Origin of the sequence: Chroococcidiopsis sp. TS-821 (genome assembly GCF_002939305.1) — a bacterium.
Lineage (GTDB): Bacteria > Cyanobacteriota > Cyanobacteriia > Cyanobacteriales > Chroococcidiopsidaceae > Chroogloeocystis.
On the sequence record NZ_MVDI01000004.1, the window covers coordinates 198,519 to 218,894 of the forward strand.

17 protein-coding genes are annotated in these 20,376 nt (G+C 38.7%); 1 reads left to right on the forward strand and 16 read right to left on the reverse strand.

Annotation, left to right across the window (positions count from 1 at the left end; genetic code table 11):
- Window positions 1-5: 5 nt before the first annotated feature.
- The 10 genes from B1A85_RS13865 to B1A85_RS13910 form a co-directional block, all read right to left on the reverse strand.
- Window positions 6-1,292, reverse strand: coding sequence for a hypothetical protein (locus tag B1A85_RS13865; RefSeq protein ID WP_146087179.1), 1,287 nt, complete (start codon window positions 1,290-1,292; stop codon window positions 6-8).
- Window positions 1,293-1,314: 22 nt separating this feature from the next.
- Entirely contained in the window at window positions 1,315-2,562 is a 1,248-nt protein-coding gene (locus tag B1A85_RS13870) for a glycosyltransferase family 4 protein (protein WP_104547496.1), read from the reverse strand.
- A gap of 81 nt (window positions 2,563-2,643) precedes the next feature.
- The gene (locus B1A85_RS13875) at window positions 2,644-3,513 is read right to left on the reverse strand and encodes a bifunctional 2-polyprenyl-6-hydroxyphenol methylase/3-demethylubiquinol 3-O-methyltransferase UbiG (protein WP_104547497.1); all 870 of its coding nucleotides are present in this window, start codon (window positions 3,511-3,513) and stop codon (window positions 2,644-2,646) included.
- A gap of 40 nt (window positions 3,514-3,553) precedes the next feature.
- Complete coding sequence (locus B1A85_RS13880) at window positions 3,554-4,837, reverse strand: lipopolysaccharide biosynthesis protein (RefSeq protein WP_104547498.1); 1,284 nt, start codon at window positions 4,835-4,837, stop codon at window positions 3,554-3,556.
- 473 nt (window positions 4,838-5,310) lie between these two features.
- A complete protein-coding gene (locus B1A85_RS13885) occupies window positions 5,311-5,907 on the reverse strand; it encodes a hypothetical protein (RefSeq protein ID WP_104547499.1) in 597 nt (198 codons plus the stop codon).
- Window positions 5,908-5,944: 37 nt separating this feature from the next.
- On the reverse strand, window positions 5,945-7,546 hold the full coding sequence (locus tag B1A85_RS13890; protein WP_104547500.1) for an S-layer homology domain-containing protein: 1,602 nt from the start codon (window positions 7,544-7,546) through the stop codon (window positions 5,945-5,947).
- Window positions 7,547-8,241: 695 nt separating this feature from the next.
- Window positions 8,242-9,297, reverse strand: coding sequence for a non-hydrolyzing UDP-N-acetylglucosamine 2-epimerase (gene wecB, locus B1A85_RS13895; RefSeq protein ID WP_104547501.1), 1,056 nt, complete (start codon window positions 9,295-9,297; stop codon window positions 8,242-8,244).
- A 16-nt stretch (window positions 9,298-9,313) separates the two neighbouring features.
- On the reverse strand, window positions 9,314-10,099 hold the full coding sequence (locus B1A85_RS13900) for a glycosyltransferase family 2 protein (RefSeq protein WP_104547502.1): 786 nt from the start codon (window positions 10,097-10,099) through the stop codon (window positions 9,314-9,316).
- 52 nt (window positions 10,100-10,151) lie between these two features.
- Window positions 10,152-11,015, reverse strand: coding sequence for a hypothetical protein (locus B1A85_RS13905; RefSeq protein ID WP_104547503.1), 864 nt, complete (start codon window positions 11,013-11,015; stop codon window positions 10,152-10,154).
- Window positions 11,016-11,037: 22 nt separating this feature from the next.
- On the reverse strand, window positions 11,038-13,296 hold the full coding sequence (locus B1A85_RS13910) for a N,N-dimethylformamidase beta subunit family domain-containing protein (RefSeq protein WP_104547504.1): 2,259 nt from the start codon (window positions 13,294-13,296) through the stop codon (window positions 11,038-11,040).
- A 414-nt stretch (window positions 13,297-13,710) separates the two neighbouring features.
- Between B1A85_RS13910 and B1A85_RS13915 the strand changes: the two genes are divergently transcribed.
- Complete coding sequence (locus B1A85_RS13915) at window positions 13,711-15,636, forward strand: glycosyltransferase family 39 protein (protein ID WP_104547505.1); 1,926 nt, start codon at window positions 13,711-13,713, stop codon at window positions 15,634-15,636.
- Window positions 15,637-15,640: 4 nt separating this feature from the next.
- On the opposite strand, the gene B1A85_RS13920 is transcribed toward B1A85_RS13915, so the two are convergent.
- The 6 genes from B1A85_RS13920 to B1A85_RS13945 form a co-directional block, all read right to left on the reverse strand.
- Window positions 15,641-16,321 (reverse strand): methyltransferase domain-containing protein, encoded by a 681-nt coding sequence (locus B1A85_RS13920; RefSeq protein ID WP_168192404.1) that lies wholly within the window; start codon window positions 16,319-16,321, stop codon window positions 15,641-15,643.
- A 134-nt stretch (window positions 16,322-16,455) separates the two neighbouring features.
- Window positions 16,456-17,280: an FAD-dependent oxidoreductase gene (locus B1A85_RS13925; RefSeq protein WP_210404442.1), complete on the reverse strand. Its 825-nt coding sequence runs from the start codon at window positions 17,278-17,280 to the stop codon at window positions 16,456-16,458.
- A gap of 135 nt (window positions 17,281-17,415) precedes the next feature.
- Window positions 17,416-18,429 carry an NAD(P)-dependent oxidoreductase gene (locus tag B1A85_RS13930; RefSeq protein ID WP_210404443.1) on the reverse strand — a complete coding sequence of 338 codons (1,014 nt, stop codon included), beginning with the start codon at window positions 18,427-18,429 and terminating at the stop codon, window positions 17,416-17,418.
- A gap of 19 nt (window positions 18,430-18,448) precedes the next feature.
- Complete coding sequence (locus tag B1A85_RS25585) at window positions 18,449-18,787, reverse strand: EamA family transporter (RefSeq protein ID WP_104547507.1); 339 nt, start codon at window positions 18,785-18,787, stop codon at window positions 18,449-18,451.
- A complete protein-coding gene (locus B1A85_RS13940; RefSeq protein ID WP_104547508.1) occupies window positions 18,784-19,182 on the reverse strand; it encodes a multidrug efflux SMR transporter in 399 nt (132 codons plus the stop codon). Before B1A85_RS13940 ends, B1A85_RS25585 begins: the two co-directional genes overlap by 4 nt.
- A 41-nt stretch (window positions 19,183-19,223) precedes the next feature.
- A complete protein-coding gene (locus B1A85_RS13945) occupies window positions 19,224-20,360 on the reverse strand; it encodes a DegT/DnrJ/EryC1/StrS aminotransferase family protein (RefSeq protein ID WP_104547509.1) in 1,137 nt (378 codons plus the stop codon).
- Between the last annotated feature and the right edge of the window lie 16 nt (window positions 20,361-20,376).

Below are 20,376 nucleotides of genomic sequence, written 5' to 3' on the forward strand. Positions count from 1 at the left end.
GAAAGTTAAAAAATAGAGGATGAATTTGATAGCTTTCTATTCTCACGTGACCATAATAACAAAGGTAACAAGAACAGAATATAATAAAGTAGTTCTGGAATGAAGTTTGCAGTACCATGAGTTATTGCAGTCATGGCACTTGTAATAAGCAATATGTATGCTATTTGAGCAACATAATCTTGTCTGTATAAAGATCTGTGCCAAAGATATTTGAAAAAAAATGCGATGATTCCAAACACTAAAGAACCAAAATAATCAAACTGGGCAAAAGAATCACCTATACCAGTAGTAGTTGAACCTGTAGGATATTTGTATCCATAAAGTTCATACCATGCAGATTGATGGTTTATACCAAAATTAAATTTTAAGCTCTCTTTAAAATCTGAACCAAGGAACTGAGCAGGAAGCCATCTAAACACTATAGTATCCCAATAGCCAGTACCAAACTCGTACTGACTATTTTGATTCACACTATCTATAAGTAAAGCAGCATTTCTTAGTTCCAAGGTCGTACTTTTTCCATTTTGATTAATTAATGAGTGTAGGTTCTCTATAGGGTTTATTTGCCTTAGCAAATCCCAATCACCAGTCATTAAAAAACTTCGATATTGTGCAATATTAAATAACACTAAAGTTGCAGCAAATATAGCAAAAACAAAAAAAACTCTTGGAATGCATCTTTTACGGACAAAGTAAACTGACAAAGCTACACTAAAAAAAATAAAGCTTAGACTTGTTCTTCTACCAGCAAAAAAAGCACGATATAAAGGCATGAAAACTGCTATAGTCAATAATAATATATTAGCTCGTGTAGGTTTCTTAATAGTTTCTAATAAAAGAATCGTAAATCCAATATTTAATAATTGAGCTAAAAAAATATAAATTGTAATAATACCTGACCAATGTTGATTTAATGAAGCTGCTTCTGGGCGACTGTAAACTAAGCTCCAGAAAAATAAACCAATACCAACATATACGGCAGCTCCCATTTTTAAGCGTTTAAAATTTAGATGTATTACAGGTTTTTGCAACCATGAAGATGGTATAGGTACTTTATATCCTAACCAGCACATAAAAATACATAAGCAAGCCATAAATAAAACTTGCTTAATAGATCGTTCAGGAGCAGCACCAGGATAATCGACCAATGCAATTGCTTGAGGTAGTATAAATGTAGTAAAAGTAAAACCCATAAAAAATGGGTATTGATAAACTTTGTTTTTATTACTAAATCCCCAAAATATGAGACTTGCACACAAAAGAAAAAATATATATAGTAGTATTTCTGTCATTTACTTATAGTGTATATTTTTACTAGTTTTCTACAAGGGCTTGCCTAAGTTTAAGCTCAGAGCTATGAAATATCTGTTTTTGATATAAATCGGTACTATTTTTCTGCTCTTCATTTATCTTATGTGTATAAACTTCTAGTAACTTATTAGCAATAGATGAGGGGTTTTTAACCGGAACAACAAAACCGTCAATGTTGTTTCTAACAATAGAGCCAGCATTAGGGGTTGTAACTATAGGTAGTTTCCAATTCATTGCCTCATAAGTTACCATAGCTGAACCTTCGCAAATAGAAGGTAGTACAAATACATCTGCCCAAGCATACAATTCTGACATCTGTGAACGAGGTACTACACCTAGAAAACTACAAATGTCACTATATTCAGCAATACGTTGAGGTTTAATTTGTAAAGAACCTGCAACTTTACAGGTAAAAGAAATTTTTCCTTGCAGTTCTCTTAAAGCTTTTAGTAGATAAGGAATTCCTTTACGCAGTTCAACTGTTCCTGCAAATAAAATTTTTAATTCACCATTTTGCTGGTTCTGTGATTTATAAGTAACATCATACGATTGCATCTGTTTATCTTTACAGCGTCCAAGGGGCACTACAGAAACTTTGTCAGCGTTAACTCCTCTAGCTATTAAGGAATCTTTAACAAAACTAGAGCCACAAATGATGTGATCAGCTAAGTCTTGCTCATGCTGCTCCCGCTGCACCAATTCTATATCAGACTTATTGACTGTAAAAGGTGATAAAGACCAGTTTGGCCAATCCTTCTCTTCTTGTAAAAGAAGTTTATAAATTAGCGATCTTTCTGCAACTGTTTGATCCAGTATACAGCGGATACCTCTTGCTTTAGCATACTCAAATAGCTCTAGAGATGCTCCATTAAATCCATAAACAACATTTGCATTACCTAATCCTTTTTGAATAATTTTCTGACAAAATTCTTTACCTACTTTTATAGAAAGACGTGATTTTTCTTCGGAAGAAGCTTTTCTCCATGCTTGGGCATATTGATATCCGAATGTAGGAAAATGAATAATCTGTGCCGTGTCTAGTTCTGGAGTATATCGGTCAAGTCCCTTTTTAAGGGTATTAGGTAACTGATTGTATATTGCAGTGTGTTTTAAGAGAGCAGTAAGCCAAGTTTTACCTACATAAAAATCCGTATAAAAACTATCTAAAACACCCCATTGATGAAAAAGAATAGGTTGTTGATAATGTCTTCTTGCACCAAGTTGTGCTACTAATACCCTACTATTTGACATGTTAAAAACAATTTTTATGTATTAAATAATACAAGCATTTACTAAGTTAAGAACCAAAGTTAAAATACTATAGTGAATTAACTATGATTCTTTTTCTGGCTTTGCCCAAACAGAAAGTAGTTCTGAGCCAGTCAAATCTCCTAAACAAAGAGAACTCTTATCCCAATTACGGAATAAAGACAAATTATAAGGTTCTGAAGTAATAAGTAGGTTTGTTTCTCCAAAGTATTTGGTATGGAATTTCTCATCAGGTAGTTGAAGATGAACTAACCCCCAAAACTTAGAGTAATTCTTTAGATTTAAATCTCTAAACTTTTCTGATCCATTTGGACAAACTGTGTCTAATATTCCACCAGGATGTAAATGATTCTTAGCAAAAGTAAGATAGTTAGACACTGACGGTAGATGCTCAATAACATGAGGAGAAAAGATAATATCGAACTCTCCCTGTATTTCAGATAATGAGTTTTTAGCATCTATCCCTAGCTTTTCCTTAGCATACAGACATCTAGGTTTAGAAATCTCAAAAGCCGTAACTCCGTAACCAGCCTCTCTAAACTGCCAAGAACCATATCCCCATGAACAACCGTAATCTAAAAGTCTTTGCTGAGGAACTCCACCAAGTAAATCTAGAATTTTTATCCACTTACTGTAATCTTTTTCAGTATTGACTAACTTTTTATTAAGCAAATCTTGAAGCTGAATATCAGATGGCAAATCAGTTGTAAAACCTTGTTTGTAAGTATTTTGATAAAACTCTATACTTTCTTCCTCCGTAGTAGTAGGAGTACGGAAAAGTAAATTACAGTTTTCACAACGTCTTAAATCTGTAACCATGAATTTTTTCGCAATTATTTTAGCTGAAGTATAACAACACGATGGGCAAGCAATACCTTGAGAAAGTAAACGCTTAGTAAAAGAATTTAAAAAGCAACTAGTTTTAGTTTGCATAAATTATTTTTTTATGTTTTTTTTGCGAAAATTACACTAATTAATTACCAACTGTTGAAGCTACGTCAAGTTTTGTTTTGTGGTGAACCCAAAAGCAAATTCCAGCCTTTAAAGTAGATGCAATCGCCATACCATATAAAATTCCTATCTCAGAAAACCACCAACCCAAACCTAAAACGATTGCTAATCGTACTACTGGTTCCATAGTTTGAATAAGCAAATAAGAATTCTGTAAACCAGAAAGCTGTAATGCTGAGTGAAATTGAGTTGCTGCTGCGTTACTAACCACAATTACAGCTATCCAAGGAATCATCCACTCTCCATCTTTAAAGCTTTTTCCTAAAAATAAATTTAATAAGTCAGAGCCTATTAGTGTCCCTCCTAAAGCTAATCCAGCTAATACAATTACAAATACTATTAACGTTTTAACCATGTAACGATGGACTAAAGTTGGTTGCTTCCAGTCTAAACGTGCCGTGCTACTCACTGTAAGAGCTTGTGATACAAGCCCCACAGGTAACATCATGGCAGTAATTCCTGTGTAATAGCCTAGTGTTATTAATGTACCAAAAAGTGAAAAAGCCCAGATATCTAACTTGCTACTAAAAGTTTCCAAAGAAAATGGAATAAAACCTCTTTTAATTATAGTTAAAGGCGGTCTTGTTTGTATTGTGTCTCCGTAAAGAAGCTTATTTTTTTTGATTAAACCAAAAATAAGTGATACTACATGAATAATAAAATAAATAAATACTGCTGAGCTTACAGAGAGAGAGTCGGAAAAAACAAAAGCAAATAATAAAAACAAGTAACTTAAGCTTAAACTCATTCGCATAGCATATCTACCATCAATACTACCTGTAGCATTGTAAGTAGCAGCTAAACATTCACACAGAAAATGTATAGGAAATTTGGCACAATAAATTGCACTTATTATACGAGCCTCCAAGGGAAGCTTTACATACATAAGACTGCTAAAAATACCAATAGGAATAAATATAATTGAAAGCAAAATTGTATAATAATTTGTTCTACGCCAAGCTTCTCTACCAGATATTTGTTTAGAAGTGATTAAACCTACTAAAAGCCGATTCCATTGACAGCTACCTAGAGCAAAAATAGTACTAGGAATTAGAATAACAGATGCTAATAAGCCTCTGTCTTCAGCACCTAAAGCTCGGTTAAGTACTATCGAAGCAGGAAATGATAAAGCTGTAATTAGAATCTCCCATCCCAAACTTCGCGATGCTCCTGGCGTAACTTTATCTAAAATCTTGATAAATTTAGTTACTCGCCTCAGTGATATGATTTTGTTGCCTTCAAGCATGTAATATAAAAGGAGCTTTAAAGGATTAATTACAAAGGTAATTTAACGCCGTATAAGTTGAGTAACCAAGCGAGTTTTTACTGATATATTTTTATATTTTTTTTGATTGGAACTAGTTTATTCAGTAAATTTACGGTACCAAGTTCAAAGGTCTATAGGTCGTTTTAAGATTCTGTTGTTGTACTCCACGTATAAGTACTACATTCGAGGTGACAAGTTCAACTTAATAAATGCGATCGCTTTCCACCACTTTATACATTCATCCGTACGATCGCATAGTGTAGTCATACAAAATTCAACTTATTTGTATTGCGTCATGATAATTGCGATCGCTTCTCGATCAATACGTGCGATCGCCTACCTAATGCAAACTCGACTTCTAGATGGGGTGTTTTGATAAATGCGATCGCCTAAAAAAATAGAGGCACGTATTATGCCTCTGTCATTGCTATTTATAGAGTGAACAATAGTTGTTATTGTGCAGTGGAAGTTGCAGTTACGAGCGCAGTTAACACTGATTGCACAGCAACAAGTTCTGGTGGTGGATTGCCCAAAGCTGCGCCACTTGCATCGATAACCGCGTTGTAGGCTTGTACTGCTGCTAACAAGTTTGCTGGAGATGCTGTACCGTTAGCAATTAATCCTTGGAGAGCCCCGATAAGTTCTGCTGCTAAGGCGGGGTCGTCAACTAAGGATGCGATCGCACTTTCTAAAGCATCTGAATCGCCTGTTCCTGTAAGTAGTGCTAACAAAGTTTGCTGTACCGTGACAGGAATACTTGCAATAGCAACCCCAGGAACGGCAACTGGTAATGTTCCTTGTGCTAATTGAGCGCTGATGATGCCGATCGCTTGTCTGAGGGCAAGAGCAAGTGCAGCGCTAGAGAGGAACGCTCTCGAACCACCTCTTGGAATAGGAGCAAAAGCACCACCTGCAATATCGCCTGTTGTAATAATTGCACCTGTCACGTCAGAAGCATTGCCGACCTGTGCTTGAGCAGGTGTTGCAAAAACGAATAAGGAAGTTCCTAATGCTAAACCAATAGATAGCTTTTTTAGAATATTGTTCATAGTTCAAATCTCATCAGTACTTGTTTTATAAAGCTTGCTAAAAAGAAATCGCGTAGCCGACACCAAGAATAAATCTGGCCCCGTCACCTGCATTTCCTGTAACATCAGCGATCGCCGGAGTAATAACTAATGGGAAGTTGAAAGGAACGATCGAAGCACCCAAGTTTAAGTCTTGACCTGTCCAATCGGCAATGAGTGTGACTCGCTCTAAAGCTTGTAACCCAACGCTACCAAAGATATTGACGGTTTCGTTACCAGCTTGGACATCGCTTTCTGAGCGGAAACGACCGCCACCTAGTCCTAAAGATAAAGTCAGCTTACTTAAAGGATCAGCAGGGTCATCCCGCAAGGGAATAATCTTACTAACGACACCATAAACACTGCTACCACCATCGGTAGAACCCCAAGTCGTCGCATTTTCAACACCAATTGCGACACCAAAGTTATTTGGTAATACGCGATGCAGTTTAAAACTGACACCACCATCTTCAAATGTATCGCCGATTAAATCGACAACCGAAACCGCAACTTCTAACCCGACAGCACGTTCCGCGTCGCCTAAACCAAAACCAAAGGAAACTCCACCGTCAGAGCGACTGGTATTTCGCGCTCGTGATTGAAAACTTGCACCTAAGAACGCATCACCCCAATCAGCACCAAACGCGGTAGGCGAACCAACAGTCGATCCACCACCGGGTACTGTGGGTCTAATCGTATCGACGATTGTGGGTGGTTCAATGCGAAACTGTTCGCGTAACTGCGCGACTTCTTGTTCTGCGGGCGGTGTTGCAGGTTCTGGGGCTGTAGCAATGGTTTCGTAACCTACAATAAACTGATTTGCCACATCGGTTGGTTCTAGAGGAGGTACTGTACCGTTACGGACTAAAGCTTGATAAATAAACGCCGCAACATCCGCACGTGTCGCAACTTGATTGGGATTGAGCGTTGCTAGGTTAGGGTAGTTAACGACTATCCGATTTTCGGTTGCAGCAGCGATCGCATTGCGGGCAAAATCAGGAATATCCGCAGCATCCTGGAAGTTATCTAGAATCGCGATATCGCTTGCTGTTAAGTTCAATCCACTAGCGAGCGAGACTAGCGCTTGCGCACGGGGAATGTTTTGCTCAGGAAGAAAGATATTATTCGGATATCCTGCAAGAAACCCCGATCGGTACGCAGCTTGAATCGCATCACTTGCCCAGTAGAATGGAGGTACGTCATTGAAGGCGATCGCTTCGCGTTGCTGTGTTAGCGGAAACGCTTTACTAATCATCGCGGCGAACTGCGCGCGCGTCACGGGTGCATTAGGGCGAAAAGTTCCATCGGGAAAACCGCTAATCACATTCCGTGCGGCTAAAGCTTCAATAAAACTTTGTGCCCAATTGTTTTGAATATCTGGAAACGTTATTGCTTGCGCGATATTGTAACTATTAGTTTTTGTGGAACTGTCTTGTGCTGCTTGCTGCTGTAATAAATGCGCAGTGTTGACCTTGAACGAAGTCGCGTTATCTCGTGCATTCAAATCTCTAATCGTATGAGAATCTGGCAACTCAACACTAGGGCTAGCATATGCTACTTGACCTAAGTTACTAATAGCTAATGCTGCTAAGATATAAAGTGCAGGTTTCAAAATAAGCATACAAATTATTATTTTTAATAATCACGTTGTAGATTGAAATCAATATTTTTTTATATTCCTTTGCTTGCGCAATAGCTTGCAGAAAAAAATGCAAACATTACTTTCTCTTGACGCAGTCTTCAAGAGAAATCAAATAAATAGCAAGTTTTTCGCTGAGTTGGCTACAGCTAAAACCTACTTATAAATGTGCAAAGAATCAAGGAAATTGAGGGCTAATTATTAGCATTAACAAGTAATTAACAGTCGGTCTTTAGCTTTTTTGAGCTAAAGTTCTAACTACAAGTGCGCTAAATACTTTTTTGCTACTTAACTCAAAACAAAGATAGATTTCAACATTTTTGGTATTTTTAGAAATAATCAGTGACGACAGCAATGTAACTTTGCTGTATCTTGCATTCAAGCGTGTTTTTACTTAAAACTATAGAATAAATACGGAACAATAAAAGAGATTCCGTAATTTTACCGTATTACTAGATTTATAGTTTTGGCTACATATATTTTGATGTAGAAGTGGCAAGTCACTTAACGAACAACATAGCTACAAGTTCATTTTTGCCACTAATACCATTCCATTTGAATTGGAGCTCGCATCGAGTGCCTCGTAGTGAAACTCAATTAAGGCAGATGATACATCTACTAGCATGCAATTGTGAAAATTTTGCACAAATGTTCAGTGCATTTGTCATAGTTGAACTTTAGGCAGCAAGTAAGATATCAGCGATGCGTATTGCTGCATCACCTTCGCCGTAGAGTTGCGGCGCATGAATCGGCGTGCTGAAATTAGTTAGAGACTGATATAAGTTTTCAGGCTTGACGAGATGATTCCAACCGACTTCTACGGTTTCTTGCCACTCGGTTTCATCTCTCAGTGTAAAGCAAGGACGTCCTAAAATGTATGCTTCTTTTTGCATTCCTCCCGAATCGGTGAGCACAGCTTGACAGTTTTTTTCTAAGATCAACATATCAAGATAACTCACTGGTGGAATAACTTGAATTGCTTCAAGATAACGTGTCATTTCCTGCTGCTGTACTTTGGCTAAAGTTCTCGGATGCATGGGAAAGACAACAGGATAGTTGAGGTGCGATAAATTTTCTAAAATATTTTGGAGGCGATCGCAGTTATCGGTGTTACTCGGTCGATGAATCGTTGCTAAATAAAACTTTTGGTTAACCAAATCAAGTTTCTCTAAAATTTGTGATGTCTGCTGGGCTTTAGTAAGATACGTTAATATTGCATCCATCATCACATCGCCAACAAGATGTACTCCTTGAAAGATTCCTTCTTTGGCAAGACACTGTACGGCTAAAGGTGTTGGTGCAAATAGCAGTTGCGAAAGACGATCGGTAACAACGCGATTGATTTCTTCGGGCATTTCCCTGTTATAGCTGCGCAGTCCTGCTTCAATATGGGAAATGGGAATTTGTAGCTTCGCTGCAACCAAAGCACCAGCGATCGTCGAATTGGTGTCGCCATAAACGCAAACCCAATCGGGCTTGATTTGCAATAAGATTTCTTCGATCTTCTCCATCATGCGACCTGTCATTGCCCCATGATTTAAGCTATGGATGTTTAAATGGTATTTCGGTTGAGGTAAATCTAAGTCTTGAAAAAAAATATCAGACATTGTACGGTCAAAGTGCTGTCCGGTGTGGATGATAATTTCCTCAATTCCAGCATTCTGAAAGGCGCAGCTGACAACTGATGCTTTGATAAATTGTGGTCTAGCCCCCAGAATTGTGACTATTTTCATAAATAAACAGATGAGATTATTTGTAAACGAATACTTTTTGTTGAATTTGGTTCGTAAATCTACGTTTGATTAATCGACTTAAGTACTTAAGGTGACTGAAGACAACCCTAATGACACGTAACTTGGAGTGTCCAAAAACCCGACTTTGAAGTTCTGTAGGATACTCGGCGACTGTATAGCCACGAAGCATTGCTTCAACTAAAACTTCGACTAAGCCAAGAAACCCAGGATGCGTAATTGGTATTCTTTCTAAAACTTCGCGACGATAAGCGCGAAACATACTTGTGTATGTATAGAGTTTTTGTGGTAAAACTAGCCGATAGATTTGCGATAATCCTTTACTTAAGAATAGCCGCCAAGCAGGAACATTTTTGACCGATCCTTGTGGATGATAGGGCGAAGCAGTTGCAATGTCTGCTAAATTGATTAAGTTTAATAAGGGAATAAGTTGTTGTGGTTCGTAAGTGCAATCGCTATCTATTGTACAAATGATGTCGCCTTGCGAGTACATAAACCCAGTTTGAATTGCAGCGCTCAGACCTTTATTTTGCTGATGACGAATAATTTGTACTTGTTCGCCAAAGTAACGTTGAATTTGGATAAATGTATCATCGGTACTGCCATCATCAATAAAGATGAGTTCAGTTTCTCTCGCTAAACTTAGCTGACGCCAAACTGGTATGAGCTTTGTACTGAGAGATGCGATACCTTCTGACTCGTTGAAGCAGGGAATGATAATACTGACAGATTGTCTATCTATCGTATTTGTGGCAATTTGAGTTTTTAAAGGTTGTGTTTGCATTTCATAAAATTCCTAGTAACTTAGGGAGTAGTCAATTATTTCACCTGCTGACTTACCGAGTAAAAGTAATTTTCTGCACGGCAAATTTTCGTAAAAAGGTCATTTCTCCAGTTTGGGTGTTGACGATAAACAGCGAGTTAGTTCCTTCGTAGGTAGGATCGGCAAGGGCAAATAATTGATTAGAAGGAGATAGCGCTAGGTCTGCGACATCATTGACTAGGAGGTTTTTGTTGTAGCTGAGCGGCGCAATTGGAAGAATTCTGGCTTTACCTGTAATAATAGAGCGATTAGCAAAATCAAATTGAACGAGAACGGGACCTGTATCAGGACCTAGGGATGTCCCGTACGTTGTCCCTCTAGGCGATTGACAGAGGTTGCTGTAGCGGCGATTGGGTAGTAAATCAACATCAGAAAGAAAATTTACTCGACCAGATCGACGATCCACATTAGCAAATCGAAATGGTGGCGTTCCTTGATTGAGACTGATAATACTTAGCAGGTTATTATCGTTGGTGTTAAGTAAACTTTCAAAAGCAGCATCGTTGTCTAAGCCTTGCGGTTCGGGTATCTCTTCGGTCGTAGAAGAAATGATCCGGCTGCGTCGTCCAAGTCTTCTACCTGGTAGTGCCATTCTCGGACCTGTGGCGATCGCAAATCTCCCAGATATAGCAGTGAACGCACTAATACGCTCGCCAGGTTCAATACGGCGTTGGATATTTATTGGTAAAATATTGCCAGTGGCTAAATTCAGTGCTTGTATAATTAAGTTTTCTCCGGTGGAATCTAACGTCACCCCATAAAGGATTGGTCCTCCACGTTGCGCAAATGCTCTTTGGGCAAAGCCACTTAAAGCAGTGGTTGCAGCTGTTGCGATCGCAATTTGTCCAAAACGACGGCGTCGAATTCTCAATGTCATAAACTCGTGTTGTTTAATTTAATTAAGGAACAATAATATTGGGGTCAGGAGTTAAGGGTTTCGCTCCCATATCGGCAAAGATATTGACAGCAATTTGCTTAACGCGAAGATCTTCTTTGGATGGATTGATGCGATCGCTATCTAATCCCCACATCCATTGATTCGACCCGGTGGAAAAGACTTTAGCACCACTCGCAGCGGTGTAACGCACAGCGTGAGAAACTTGTGTATTTGTTCCTTGTGGTAAATCTTCGTCTATATTGGCAGGATTTACTTGCGATTGACCGAGAATGACTAACCCATTGGGAGTTGCGCCATTGTTCGCGATTGCATCCCACTCAAAGCCAACTAATCCAGTGAGGCGATCGCCGTTTTGCAATCCTGTATTCGCGTAGTAGGGGTTATTGCTGTTAGTTACAATGAAATCATATCCACCGTAAGTGTTTGTCGTCCCGTTAATATCGCCCCAAGTAAAGTAGAGGTCATCGCGATCGCCTGTATACATAACTCCAAGCAATGCATTTTCGGGTTTATTATTTTGTGGACTGCGAAACTTGTTAGTTGGTGCAACAGGATCTTGCGCCCATTGATCTTTATAGCAAACCATAACACGGTTAGTAACTCCACTGCTAGAGTTCTCAAATCGCACTCGCCAGTAAGCAGTATTTGCCGAGAAAAAGGCTAAATTGACTCCAGCATTACGTGCTTGTTCGACCGCGTTGCGCTGTTCCATTGTCCAGTATTCATCATGACCTACGGAAAGAAAAACCTTGTGTTGCTGTAAGATGCTGGGATTTGTTTGAATGTCTAAATTAGTTACGTAAGAAACATCATAACCTTGTGACTCTAACCATCGCGCCATGTTTCGTTCCCATAGCGTCATTAAGTTATAGTGATGCCATTCAATATTTGTCATCGACAGCGGTCGATCTAAAGAGACTTTTGCTGCTTTTTGACCGCCAATACTGTGGTAAGCATAGGTACTGTAACCGCCGTAGTTATTGTACGCTAAGTAAGTTGTAAAACTGCTTTGAAAGAGAATATCAGAAGTACTGCTGTCGTTACGGACAACGAACCAAATCTGCGATTGTTTTCCGTTTCCAAGGTGCGTTAGTTTAGCTGTATACAATCCACTCGTCCAGTCACTGCCCACGGGAATTGTATATGAGGTTGACCAATCACATTCAACTAATCTTGTCGCTGAATCGGTCATTGTCGGTGCTGGTTGAGTGGTACCATTAAGCGCACCACTGCTAACCATGAGACGACCACCTGTACCGCCGTAGTAACCTAAGCGATAAACATCTACTCTAAATTGCCCTGGTTGTTGCAATGATACTTTAATTGGTAAAGATTGACCGCGATTAACGCTCGTTGCTGTTGCGTAGCCAACAATCTCGGTTGTTCCTTGATTGGTAATTTTCCATGCTGTCGTTCCTGGTTTTTGGTTTTCTAAGACAATCGGATTGCTTACCGTAGCATTACTTCTCGCCGAAAAGGTCACTTCACCAATGTTTGGTGCTGTTGCTTTGACTGTATTTACAGTGTCTGCTGCAGGTCCTAGTGTCAAAGTCGTACTGGCTTGACCATTGGCATTTGTTATCGCCGTCGTAGGCGAGACCGAACCTCCTCCAGCCGTCACGGCAAAAGTTACTGTTACCCCTGCTTGTGGATTGCCAGTTGTGTCTTTTACTTGTACGACTAAAGGCTCTGGTAAAGCGGCTCCTGCATTACCGTTTTGATTGTTACCACTAACAATCGTAATAGTAGGCGGGACGTTTGCAACAAAGACAATATCGCGAAAGTAATTACTATTACGAAAAGAGTTTTGTGGTAGCGCCCCTGGAACGCCATACACGCCATTGTTCCCTGCAACCGAGCTCAGATCTCCATTAACAATTGAGTTTGCTAGTTGATCGTAACTGATCGCAAAGTAGCTATTGACATTGACCGTAACGACATAGGTAGTGTTGGCTTGAATCAATAAAGGAGTGCTTAACGTCGCCTGTTGCCAACCAGAAGTCGTTTCATTCGTGAAAGTAACACTCGCCAAAATAGTGCCATTTGTTGACCAGATTCTACCAATGTGAGAACCTGGTTCGCTTGCTGCCTTCCAGTAGCGAATCGCAATAATTCGACCTGCTTTGGCACTGCGAAACCTCATACCCAATTCGTAAGGAACGCCATCAGAGACATTGGGAATGCTTGGCGATTGCGTTGTAAAGATTGTCTGATTATTGGGTGCTTGAGCAATTAAAAAGGTTGGGGAATTATTATCCATTGAAAATATAATTTTAGTACAGTATGTTGTTATTGCAGTGTTGCTTTGTTTGTATTAGTAGACATAAAGCTAGCTCGATAGAAAGTTAGAAGTATTGTTATGAGAAATTAATCTTTCATCAAAAAAAGACATGCTTGATGTATATATAGTTTTGATATAAATGTCATACTTACAAAACTCATTTTTGCAAGCTGAATCACCTAAACTCGCATGCTAGCTGATTTAGAAAAAATAAATCTCAACAAGTTGCGAAAAACCTAACTTTGTATGTATGATACAACAATAAAATCAAAAGCGTAAGTAAATTAATCTACTTTTTAGAAAATGTCACAGATAGCACGTTGATAAAAATCTGTTGACAAAAGCACTAACAGTTTGTTTGATCGAGCAGATTTATAGAATTGGAGATAATAAATGAGCTACCCTGCTGTCAAGATGGTTGCAGGTAAAACGCTAGTTAAGCGTACTTTAAAGTTTGAACCGTCACTTGTCACGATATTAGCGAGCTTCAGCTTATTTGCAGTAATGAGTTGGGGCAAATTAGCAGATCCCATTTGGGATACTGGACATGAAGTGGAGATTCCAGCGCGGATTTTAGCAGGACAAGTGCTGTATCGCGACGTCGAAACTTACTACGGTCCGCTAGCGTACTACATTAATGCTATAGCACTATTACTGGGACATCGTATTGAAGTTTTCTATATCGCGGGCTTACTGCTAGCACTGATAGCAACACTTTTGGTTTATACGCTAGCAAAGCGCTTAACTAACCAACGTTGGGCAATGCTTTGTACCTTGTATGTACTCATTTATTGTGCTTTTAATCCTGGAGGTTTGCTTAACTTTGTTGTTCCCTATAGCTATGGAGTTGTTTACGCGATTGTGCTTTGCTTATTGGCATTTATTGCACTCGATAATTACGGAAAAACAGGAAAAGTTCGTTGGTTAATCGTTGCGGCGATCGCCTCTGGATTAGCAGGGTTAGCCAAACAAGAATACGGCGTTGCTGCTGTTGCTACAATGCTAATAGGTATAATTTGTACTCGCCAAAACTTAACTAAGCGCCTAGGTGACAGCTTACTCATTGTAGTCATTGCTGGTCTTTGTGCTTTTATTCCACTAGCTTTATTGGCAAAACAAGCATCTTGGGAAAATATTTTTGCGGCTTTATTTCCTGTTGCTAAATCACAGGTATTGACAGAAAGCGGATTATTTGATGTCTCGCTAGCTAAAACATTAATTGAGTGGCAAAAGAGCTTTGTTCTTTTTGCTGTTGGTCTTCTGATAGTTATAACTTCCACAGCGATCGCGCATTACCTTCATCAGCAACAACCGAATCAATGGCAAAAACCAGTAACATTTCTTGCTAGTTTAGCGATCGCATGGTCAGGTCTGACTGTACTGCGTCTTGGATCTCTCTTAAATGTATATAAGGTTTGCTTAATTGTTGTTTTCTGCGCGTGGATTAGTGTCATTGTGACGCGTTGGTATTTCAAGTTAACAAATCTAAAAATCATAATTCAGCTACTTACAATAGTCGTATTTTTTGGTTTGGGTTTACTGTTACTACGGCGATTTGTCTGCTGTACTGATGCTGTGTTTCATCCTATAGGAAATCTAACTTGGTTGTTACCAGCTTTCGTTGCTTGGTTCGCGGTTCAGTGGACTAAGATTAGGCAGCATTATGCGCCGCTACTGTGGGCTTTACTAATTTTTTCTATTGTGCTGAATGCGCGCTTTTTGTTTTACATTAATTTTTATCCTTTATATGCATTTACTGCAGTTATCCTCTTTTTTACTTTGCTTTATCATTGGGCGCGAACAAGTCAACTTCCGATTGCTAAATATATCATTATTTGTTTAATAATTAGTGGAATTATTCATCTAGCACAGTTTACTCAATATCGTTATCCTATTTCTTCGGATAAAGGAACTCTTTATATTAAAGATGCTGAATTAGCCACAGCATATAATCAAGCGATCGCAACAATTAACGCCGCCAACGCACAGTCAGTATTAGTCATTCCTGAAGGAAGTATTTTAAACTTTCTCACCACAACAAGTACGCCGAGTAAAGAAACAATTTTTATTCCAGGAGTATTACCAAACGCTGCAGCTGAACGCGAGTTTTTGGCAAGAATGAGAACAAATCCACCACAGTTAATTGTTTATGTTGATGTTCCTTTCTTTTGGTTGCGCGAAGGCTATCAAAGGTATCGGGATTACAACCCACTTGTCGATCGTTGGATTGTGCAAGAACATGCTTTGATTTATGCTTCAGCACCAATGACTTACTTCGGAGAGCAATGGACTCTACGTATCTATCAAAGTCTAAACTAGACGATTACTTTACAGCTTCTACATAAAGACTTTCAGAAGCTCTAATTTGTTGGTCAAGACATAACTTATCCATCATTGACTTACCAAATTCTTGCTTTTGTACTTTAGAAAAACCATATTTATAGAGGAGAAACTCTAGCGTTGCAAAATCATATGCGTATTTGTGTTCGTATCCCTGACGAAAGACGAAATTGATAAGCTCGATTTTAGTATTATATTTGTGATGAAAGTAGAAATCGGTGCGATCGCGATCGAGGGGTCTAACTTTACTTAATGCTTCCCAACCTGGTTGACAATATGCTTTTAGGTACTTTTCAATATCTGGAACTATTATGCGCAAAACTCCTCCTGGTTGCAGAACGCGGTAACACTCAGCTAAGAAATCAGGAACTTCTTCTACGTAATCAATATGCTCAAAAAAATGTTCGGTAAAAATTCCTTGAACCGAATTATTCGCAAATGGCAAACTTCTCCGACAATCGTACACGCAATTTACTCCAGGTGCAGCAAATAAATCTACATTAACCCAGCCTGGCTTACCTGTAGTACCTGAACCGATATTAACTAAAAGATCTTTAGCAACTCGATATTTCTGAAATATATTTTGTCGATTTTCTCTTAACAATGCAGCATACAATTCATCTACAAAAGGTAGATATACGTGTTGTGGAATAACTCCTTCCAATCTTTTAAGAAGGATATATTGTAGATTTAAGCATAGTTTTAGTGGGATAAAATCGATAACTTTTTGAATCAAACATTTCAAGGAATGCTTAGCAGAGAAATTTATTAAGGTCAATTGCATAGAACACCTGACAGTTATAATACAGTTTGGACAAATTGTTCAACGTGGCGTATAACAGTGTTATTGTTAAGCGTGTCGTTAGGCGCGGTAAAAATAACTTTGTCAAAATGCTCTTTTGTATTTCCGCGTTCAATCCATAACCCATTTATAGAGTCAGGAATAATTTTCTTAACAGCTACACCTGTACAAATACAACTCCCTGCAGCATATATCAACTTTTCAAGACGATCGAAAACTGTTTTATATCCTCCGACAACGTAACCTAGTTGTTCTTTGTTTAAAGAAGAATCTCGCGCTGAAAATAAACGTTTAATATAAGACCAGATAAAAACAGCAGAAACTTTTTGATAACTTTCTCCTAACTTTGCTAACAATAATGGCTGCCAAAATTTTTGATAAGTTTTCTTCCCGCTAAGTTTAACTAACCAGTCCTCTACAGAAATTTTTTCTAAACGCTGCCAATTGTCAATTCGAGAGCCATAAATTAAAGTAAAAGCTAGCCGAAGTTTACCCCATAAACTGAGAGGTGGAAAGCGCAAAAACTCTAACGTATTACTAATTGAATACAATTTTCGATCGACGTAGTAACCTGTACTTGTACTGCGCCACCGTAACTGATCGCCTAAGCCAATCTCATGCAAATATTTAATTAAATGCTTATCAGAAGGCAAAATCACGTGATAAAAGCGATCCCAAACAAAAGAGCCGTAATCGTGATAAGTTGCTAGCCCTCCTAACTGTTGATTGCGTTCAAAGACAGTTACTACATATCCTTTTTGAGAAAGGCGATGAGCTAAAACTAGCCCCATCAAACCACCACCAATAACTGCAATATTCATAGAAAATTTAGGAATAAAGCTAATTCTAAAAAAACATAAATTATTTTCTGTATCTCTTATTTTTGTAGTTTATTAAAGACAAAAACGTAGGTAATAGGTAATTGCTCTTACCTACTACCAGTTACCATTTATCAATCAACTTAGTACAAGTAAACTTGATTCTGCTGGAGATTTTAAGCTGCGATGCCAAGCAATTGTTCGCAGTAATCCTTCTTCTAAAGAAACTTCTGCTTTAACACCAAGAATTTGTTCGCAACGGCTATTATCAGGGATTCTGCGCCGTACATCTTCATATTTCTTTCCAGTAAACGATTCGTAAGGGACAAATTTCAGCTTAAGTTTACCAGGAGTATTACTTAACTGTTTAATAGTTTTAGCTAAGTCTAAAATTGAAATTTCGCGATCGCTGCCAATATTAAAAATTTCGCCATTGGCTTCGGATTTAATAATTGCTGCATAAATTCCAGCTACTGTGTCACTGATGTATGTAAAGCTGCGTGTTTGTAAGCCATCTCCATGAATTTGAATTTCGCGATCGCTCAAAATTTGTTCAATAAAAACTGACTGCGGTCCACCCCACCATGATAAATGATGTCGCGGTCCATAAGAGCCAAAAAAGCGTAAAATGACAACAGGAAAGCCGTAACTTTCTTGATAAGCAAAGGCTAGATGTTCGTCGAATAGCTTAGAAACAGCATAACTCCAACGAGCAACTTTAGAAGAACCTAACACAGAATCATCATCTTCATTAAAAGGCAATTTAGGATTGCGACCATACACATCAGAAGTTGAAGCCAGAACGCATTTGCAGTTACGCGATCGTGCAAACTCTAAAACATTTTCTGTTCCTTGATAGTTAATTTTAAGCGTATCAATTGCTTTCCCGTAACGGGGAATTTTAAATGCTGCTAAATGAACTAAACAGTCAAAATCTTCTAAATCGACAAACGTAGATGCTTCTGTAATATCTCGTTGGAGAAACTGAAATGCTGGATTATCTAGATGGCGTGCGATATTTTCTAGCTTTCCCATGCAGAGATTGTCAATTCCCACAACTTGATGACCTGCTGCTATGAGCTTATCCAATAAATGAGAACCAATAAAGCCCGCAACGCCTGTAACTAGAATTTTTCTTGGTAATACAATCATTTTATTTTCCTTATAAAAACTACATTTGTACAACTAGGCAAACACCAGTGACAATAATTGCAATTCCAATCCATTGACCGAGAACAATTTTCTCTTTGAGAATTTGATGCGAAGCCAAAGGAACTAAAGCAAATGTCAAACCCAATGCAGGAAAAGCTTGACTTAATGGAATTGTGCGTAAAACAACGAGCCACAACAGTGTCACAACTACATAACAAACCAACCAAAGCCAAAAATAGTAAGAACTAAAAAGGTTTGGCGTTGAAACATTCTTATAAAGAGCGTATTTAAGTGATACTTGCCCAACAGTACCGAGGGCTACAACAAGCAATAGAAATATCCAAGGAAGAACATTCATTTTGATGATAGTTGGCGATCGCTTTGAGACAAGGCGACAAACAAAACTCCAATGAAGATGAGTAAGACTCCTATAATGCGCGTCAGGGTGATTGTCTCATTAAAGAAGTAGTACGAACCGAATAAGATACCGACATAGTTTAGACTACTCAAAGGATAGGCAACACTGAGCTTGACAACCCGTAGTGCTAACACCCAATTTGCTACTCCAATTGTGTAAGTTGTCAATGCTAAAGTTAATTGTCCAACGAACGACACAGTCAAAAAATTTGTAGTAGCAATGCTCATTGTATGCTTCATCAGAAGTTGTCCAGTAATGCCAAAAACAATACTGAGCAACAATGTAAGATAAGCAAGAGATTTAGGTTTAGCTCGGATCGTGGATATTTGAGACATAAAAATTAGGATTGTCTATTCTCTCATATACTTATTTCGCGTTATGCATATTTGAAAAGACAGTATAAGTCTGCTGAAGCTTGGCTAATTGCTTCAACAATAATCTGTTGCTCGAATAAACTTAACTCAGGAAACATTGGTAATGACAAAACTTCAGTACTTAATTGTTCGCTGTTAGGCAGCGATCCTAAAGGATAATTCAAATGACTGTGTACCTTTTGCAAATGCAAAGGCATAGGGTAATACACCATTGTACTGATTCCTTTTTGATGTAGCTGCTGCTGGAAGCGATCGCGTTGTCCATCTAAAACTCGAATTGTAAATTGATTCCAAACAGAAGTGCCGTTAGCAACGACAGTTGGTAGTACAATTCCTGGAATTGAGGTAAGGTGTTCTAAGTAATAATAGGCGATCGCTTTTCGGGCAGTGTTCCATTGTTCGAGGTAGGGGAGTTTCACAGATAAAATCGCCGCTTGAATTGTATCTAAACGGCTATTCAGTCCCAGCTCTTCATGTTGATACTTAACTTTTCCTCCATGTCGGCGCAAGTATTCGACGCGATCTGCAATTTCAGGATCGTTTGTGGCGATCGCGCCGCCGTCCCCAAAACAGCCTAAGTTTTTTGTTGGGAAAAAGCTAAAACAACCAACATCGCCAATTGTTCCCACTTTTTGTCCTTCCCAAACTGCGCCTGTTGCTTGCGCGCAATCTTCAATCACTTTGAGATTGTATTTACGCGCGATCGCCATAATTGCAGACATATCGCAGGGACGACCGTAAAGATGCACTGGTAAAATTGCTTTAGTGCGTTCGGTAATCTTGCTTTCGATTTGACGGGGATCGATATTGTAGGTTTCTAAATCGACGTCTACAAAAACAGGAGTCGCACCAACAATCTCGATCGCTTCAGTGGTTGCAATGAAAGTAAACGGCGTGGTAAGAACCTCGTCGCCAGCACCGATATTTAAGGCGCGTAAAGCAAGGTGTAAAGCATCAGTACCAGAATTGCACGAGATGACAGCAGCACAATCAAGGTAGCTAGCAAACTGAGTTTCAAAGCATTTCACCTGCGGACCCATAATATAGCGCCCATCAGCCATGACAGAACTGACAACCTTGATTAACTCAGGCGCAAGTGTATGGTATTGACTCTTAGCATCAAAACTGGGAATTTTCATATATTCAGTTATTCAG

What these genes read in the sequence shown, in the direction of transcription:
- B1A85_RS13930 (WP_210404443.1), bottom strand. Translation starts at nt 18,429, where the DNA reads ATGATTGTATTACCAAGAAAAATTCTAGTTACAGGCGTTGCGGGCTTT.
- B1A85_RS13905 (WP_104547503.1), bottom strand. Translation starts at nt 11,015, where the DNA reads ATGACATTGAGAATTCGACGCCGTCGTTTTGGACAAATTGCGATCGCA.
- B1A85_RS13940 (WP_104547508.1), bottom strand. Translation starts at nt 19,182, where the DNA reads ATGTCTCAAATATCCACGATCCGAGCTAAACCTAAATCTCTTGCTTAT.
- B1A85_RS13890 (WP_104547500.1), bottom strand. Translation starts at nt 7,546, where the DNA reads ATGCTTATTTTGAAACCTGCACTTTATATCTTAGCAGCATTAGCTATT.
- B1A85_RS25585 (WP_104547507.1), bottom strand. Translation starts at nt 18,787, where the DNA reads ATGAATGTTCTTCCTTGGATATTTCTATTGCTTGTTGTAGCCCTCGGT.
- B1A85_RS13870 (WP_104547496.1), bottom strand. Translation starts at nt 2,562, where the DNA reads ATGTCAAATAGTAGGGTATTAGTAGCACAACTTGGTGCAAGAAGACAT.
- wecB (WP_104547501.1), bottom strand. Translation starts at nt 9,297, where the DNA reads ATGAAAATAGTCACAATTCTGGGGGCTAGACCACAATTTATCAAAGCA.
- B1A85_RS13915 (WP_104547505.1), top strand. Translation starts at nt 13,711, where the DNA reads ATGAGCTACCCTGCTGTCAAGATGGTTGCAGGTAAAACGCTAGTTAAG.
- B1A85_RS13865 (WP_146087179.1), bottom strand. Translation starts at nt 1,292, where the DNA reads ATGACAGAAATACTACTATATATATTTTTTCTTTTGTGTGCAAGTCTC.
- B1A85_RS13945 (WP_104547509.1), bottom strand. Translation starts at nt 20,360, where the DNA reads ATGAAAATTCCCAGTTTTGATGCTAAGAGTCAATACCATACACTTGCG.
- B1A85_RS13875 (WP_104547497.1), bottom strand. Translation starts at nt 3,513, where the DNA reads ATGCAAACTAAAACTAGTTGCTTTTTAAATTCTTTTACTAAGCGTTTA.
- B1A85_RS13880 (WP_104547498.1), bottom strand. Translation starts at nt 4,837, where the DNA reads ATGCTTGAAGGCAACAAAATCATATCACTGAGGCGAGTAACTAAATTT.
- B1A85_RS13925 (WP_210404442.1), bottom strand. Translation starts at nt 17,280, where the DNA reads ATGAATATTGCAGTTATTGGTGGTGGTTTGATGGGGCTAGTTTTAGCT.
- B1A85_RS13910 (WP_104547504.1), bottom strand. Translation starts at nt 13,296, where the DNA reads ATGGATAATAATTCCCCAACCTTTTTAATTGCTCAAGCACCCAATAAT.
- B1A85_RS13900 (WP_104547502.1), bottom strand. Translation starts at nt 10,099, where the DNA reads ATGCAAACACAACCTTTAAAAACTCAAATTGCCACAAATACGATAGAT.
- B1A85_RS13885 (WP_104547499.1), bottom strand. Translation starts at nt 5,907, where the DNA reads ATGAACAATATTCTAAAAAAGCTATCTATTGGTTTAGCATTAGGAACT.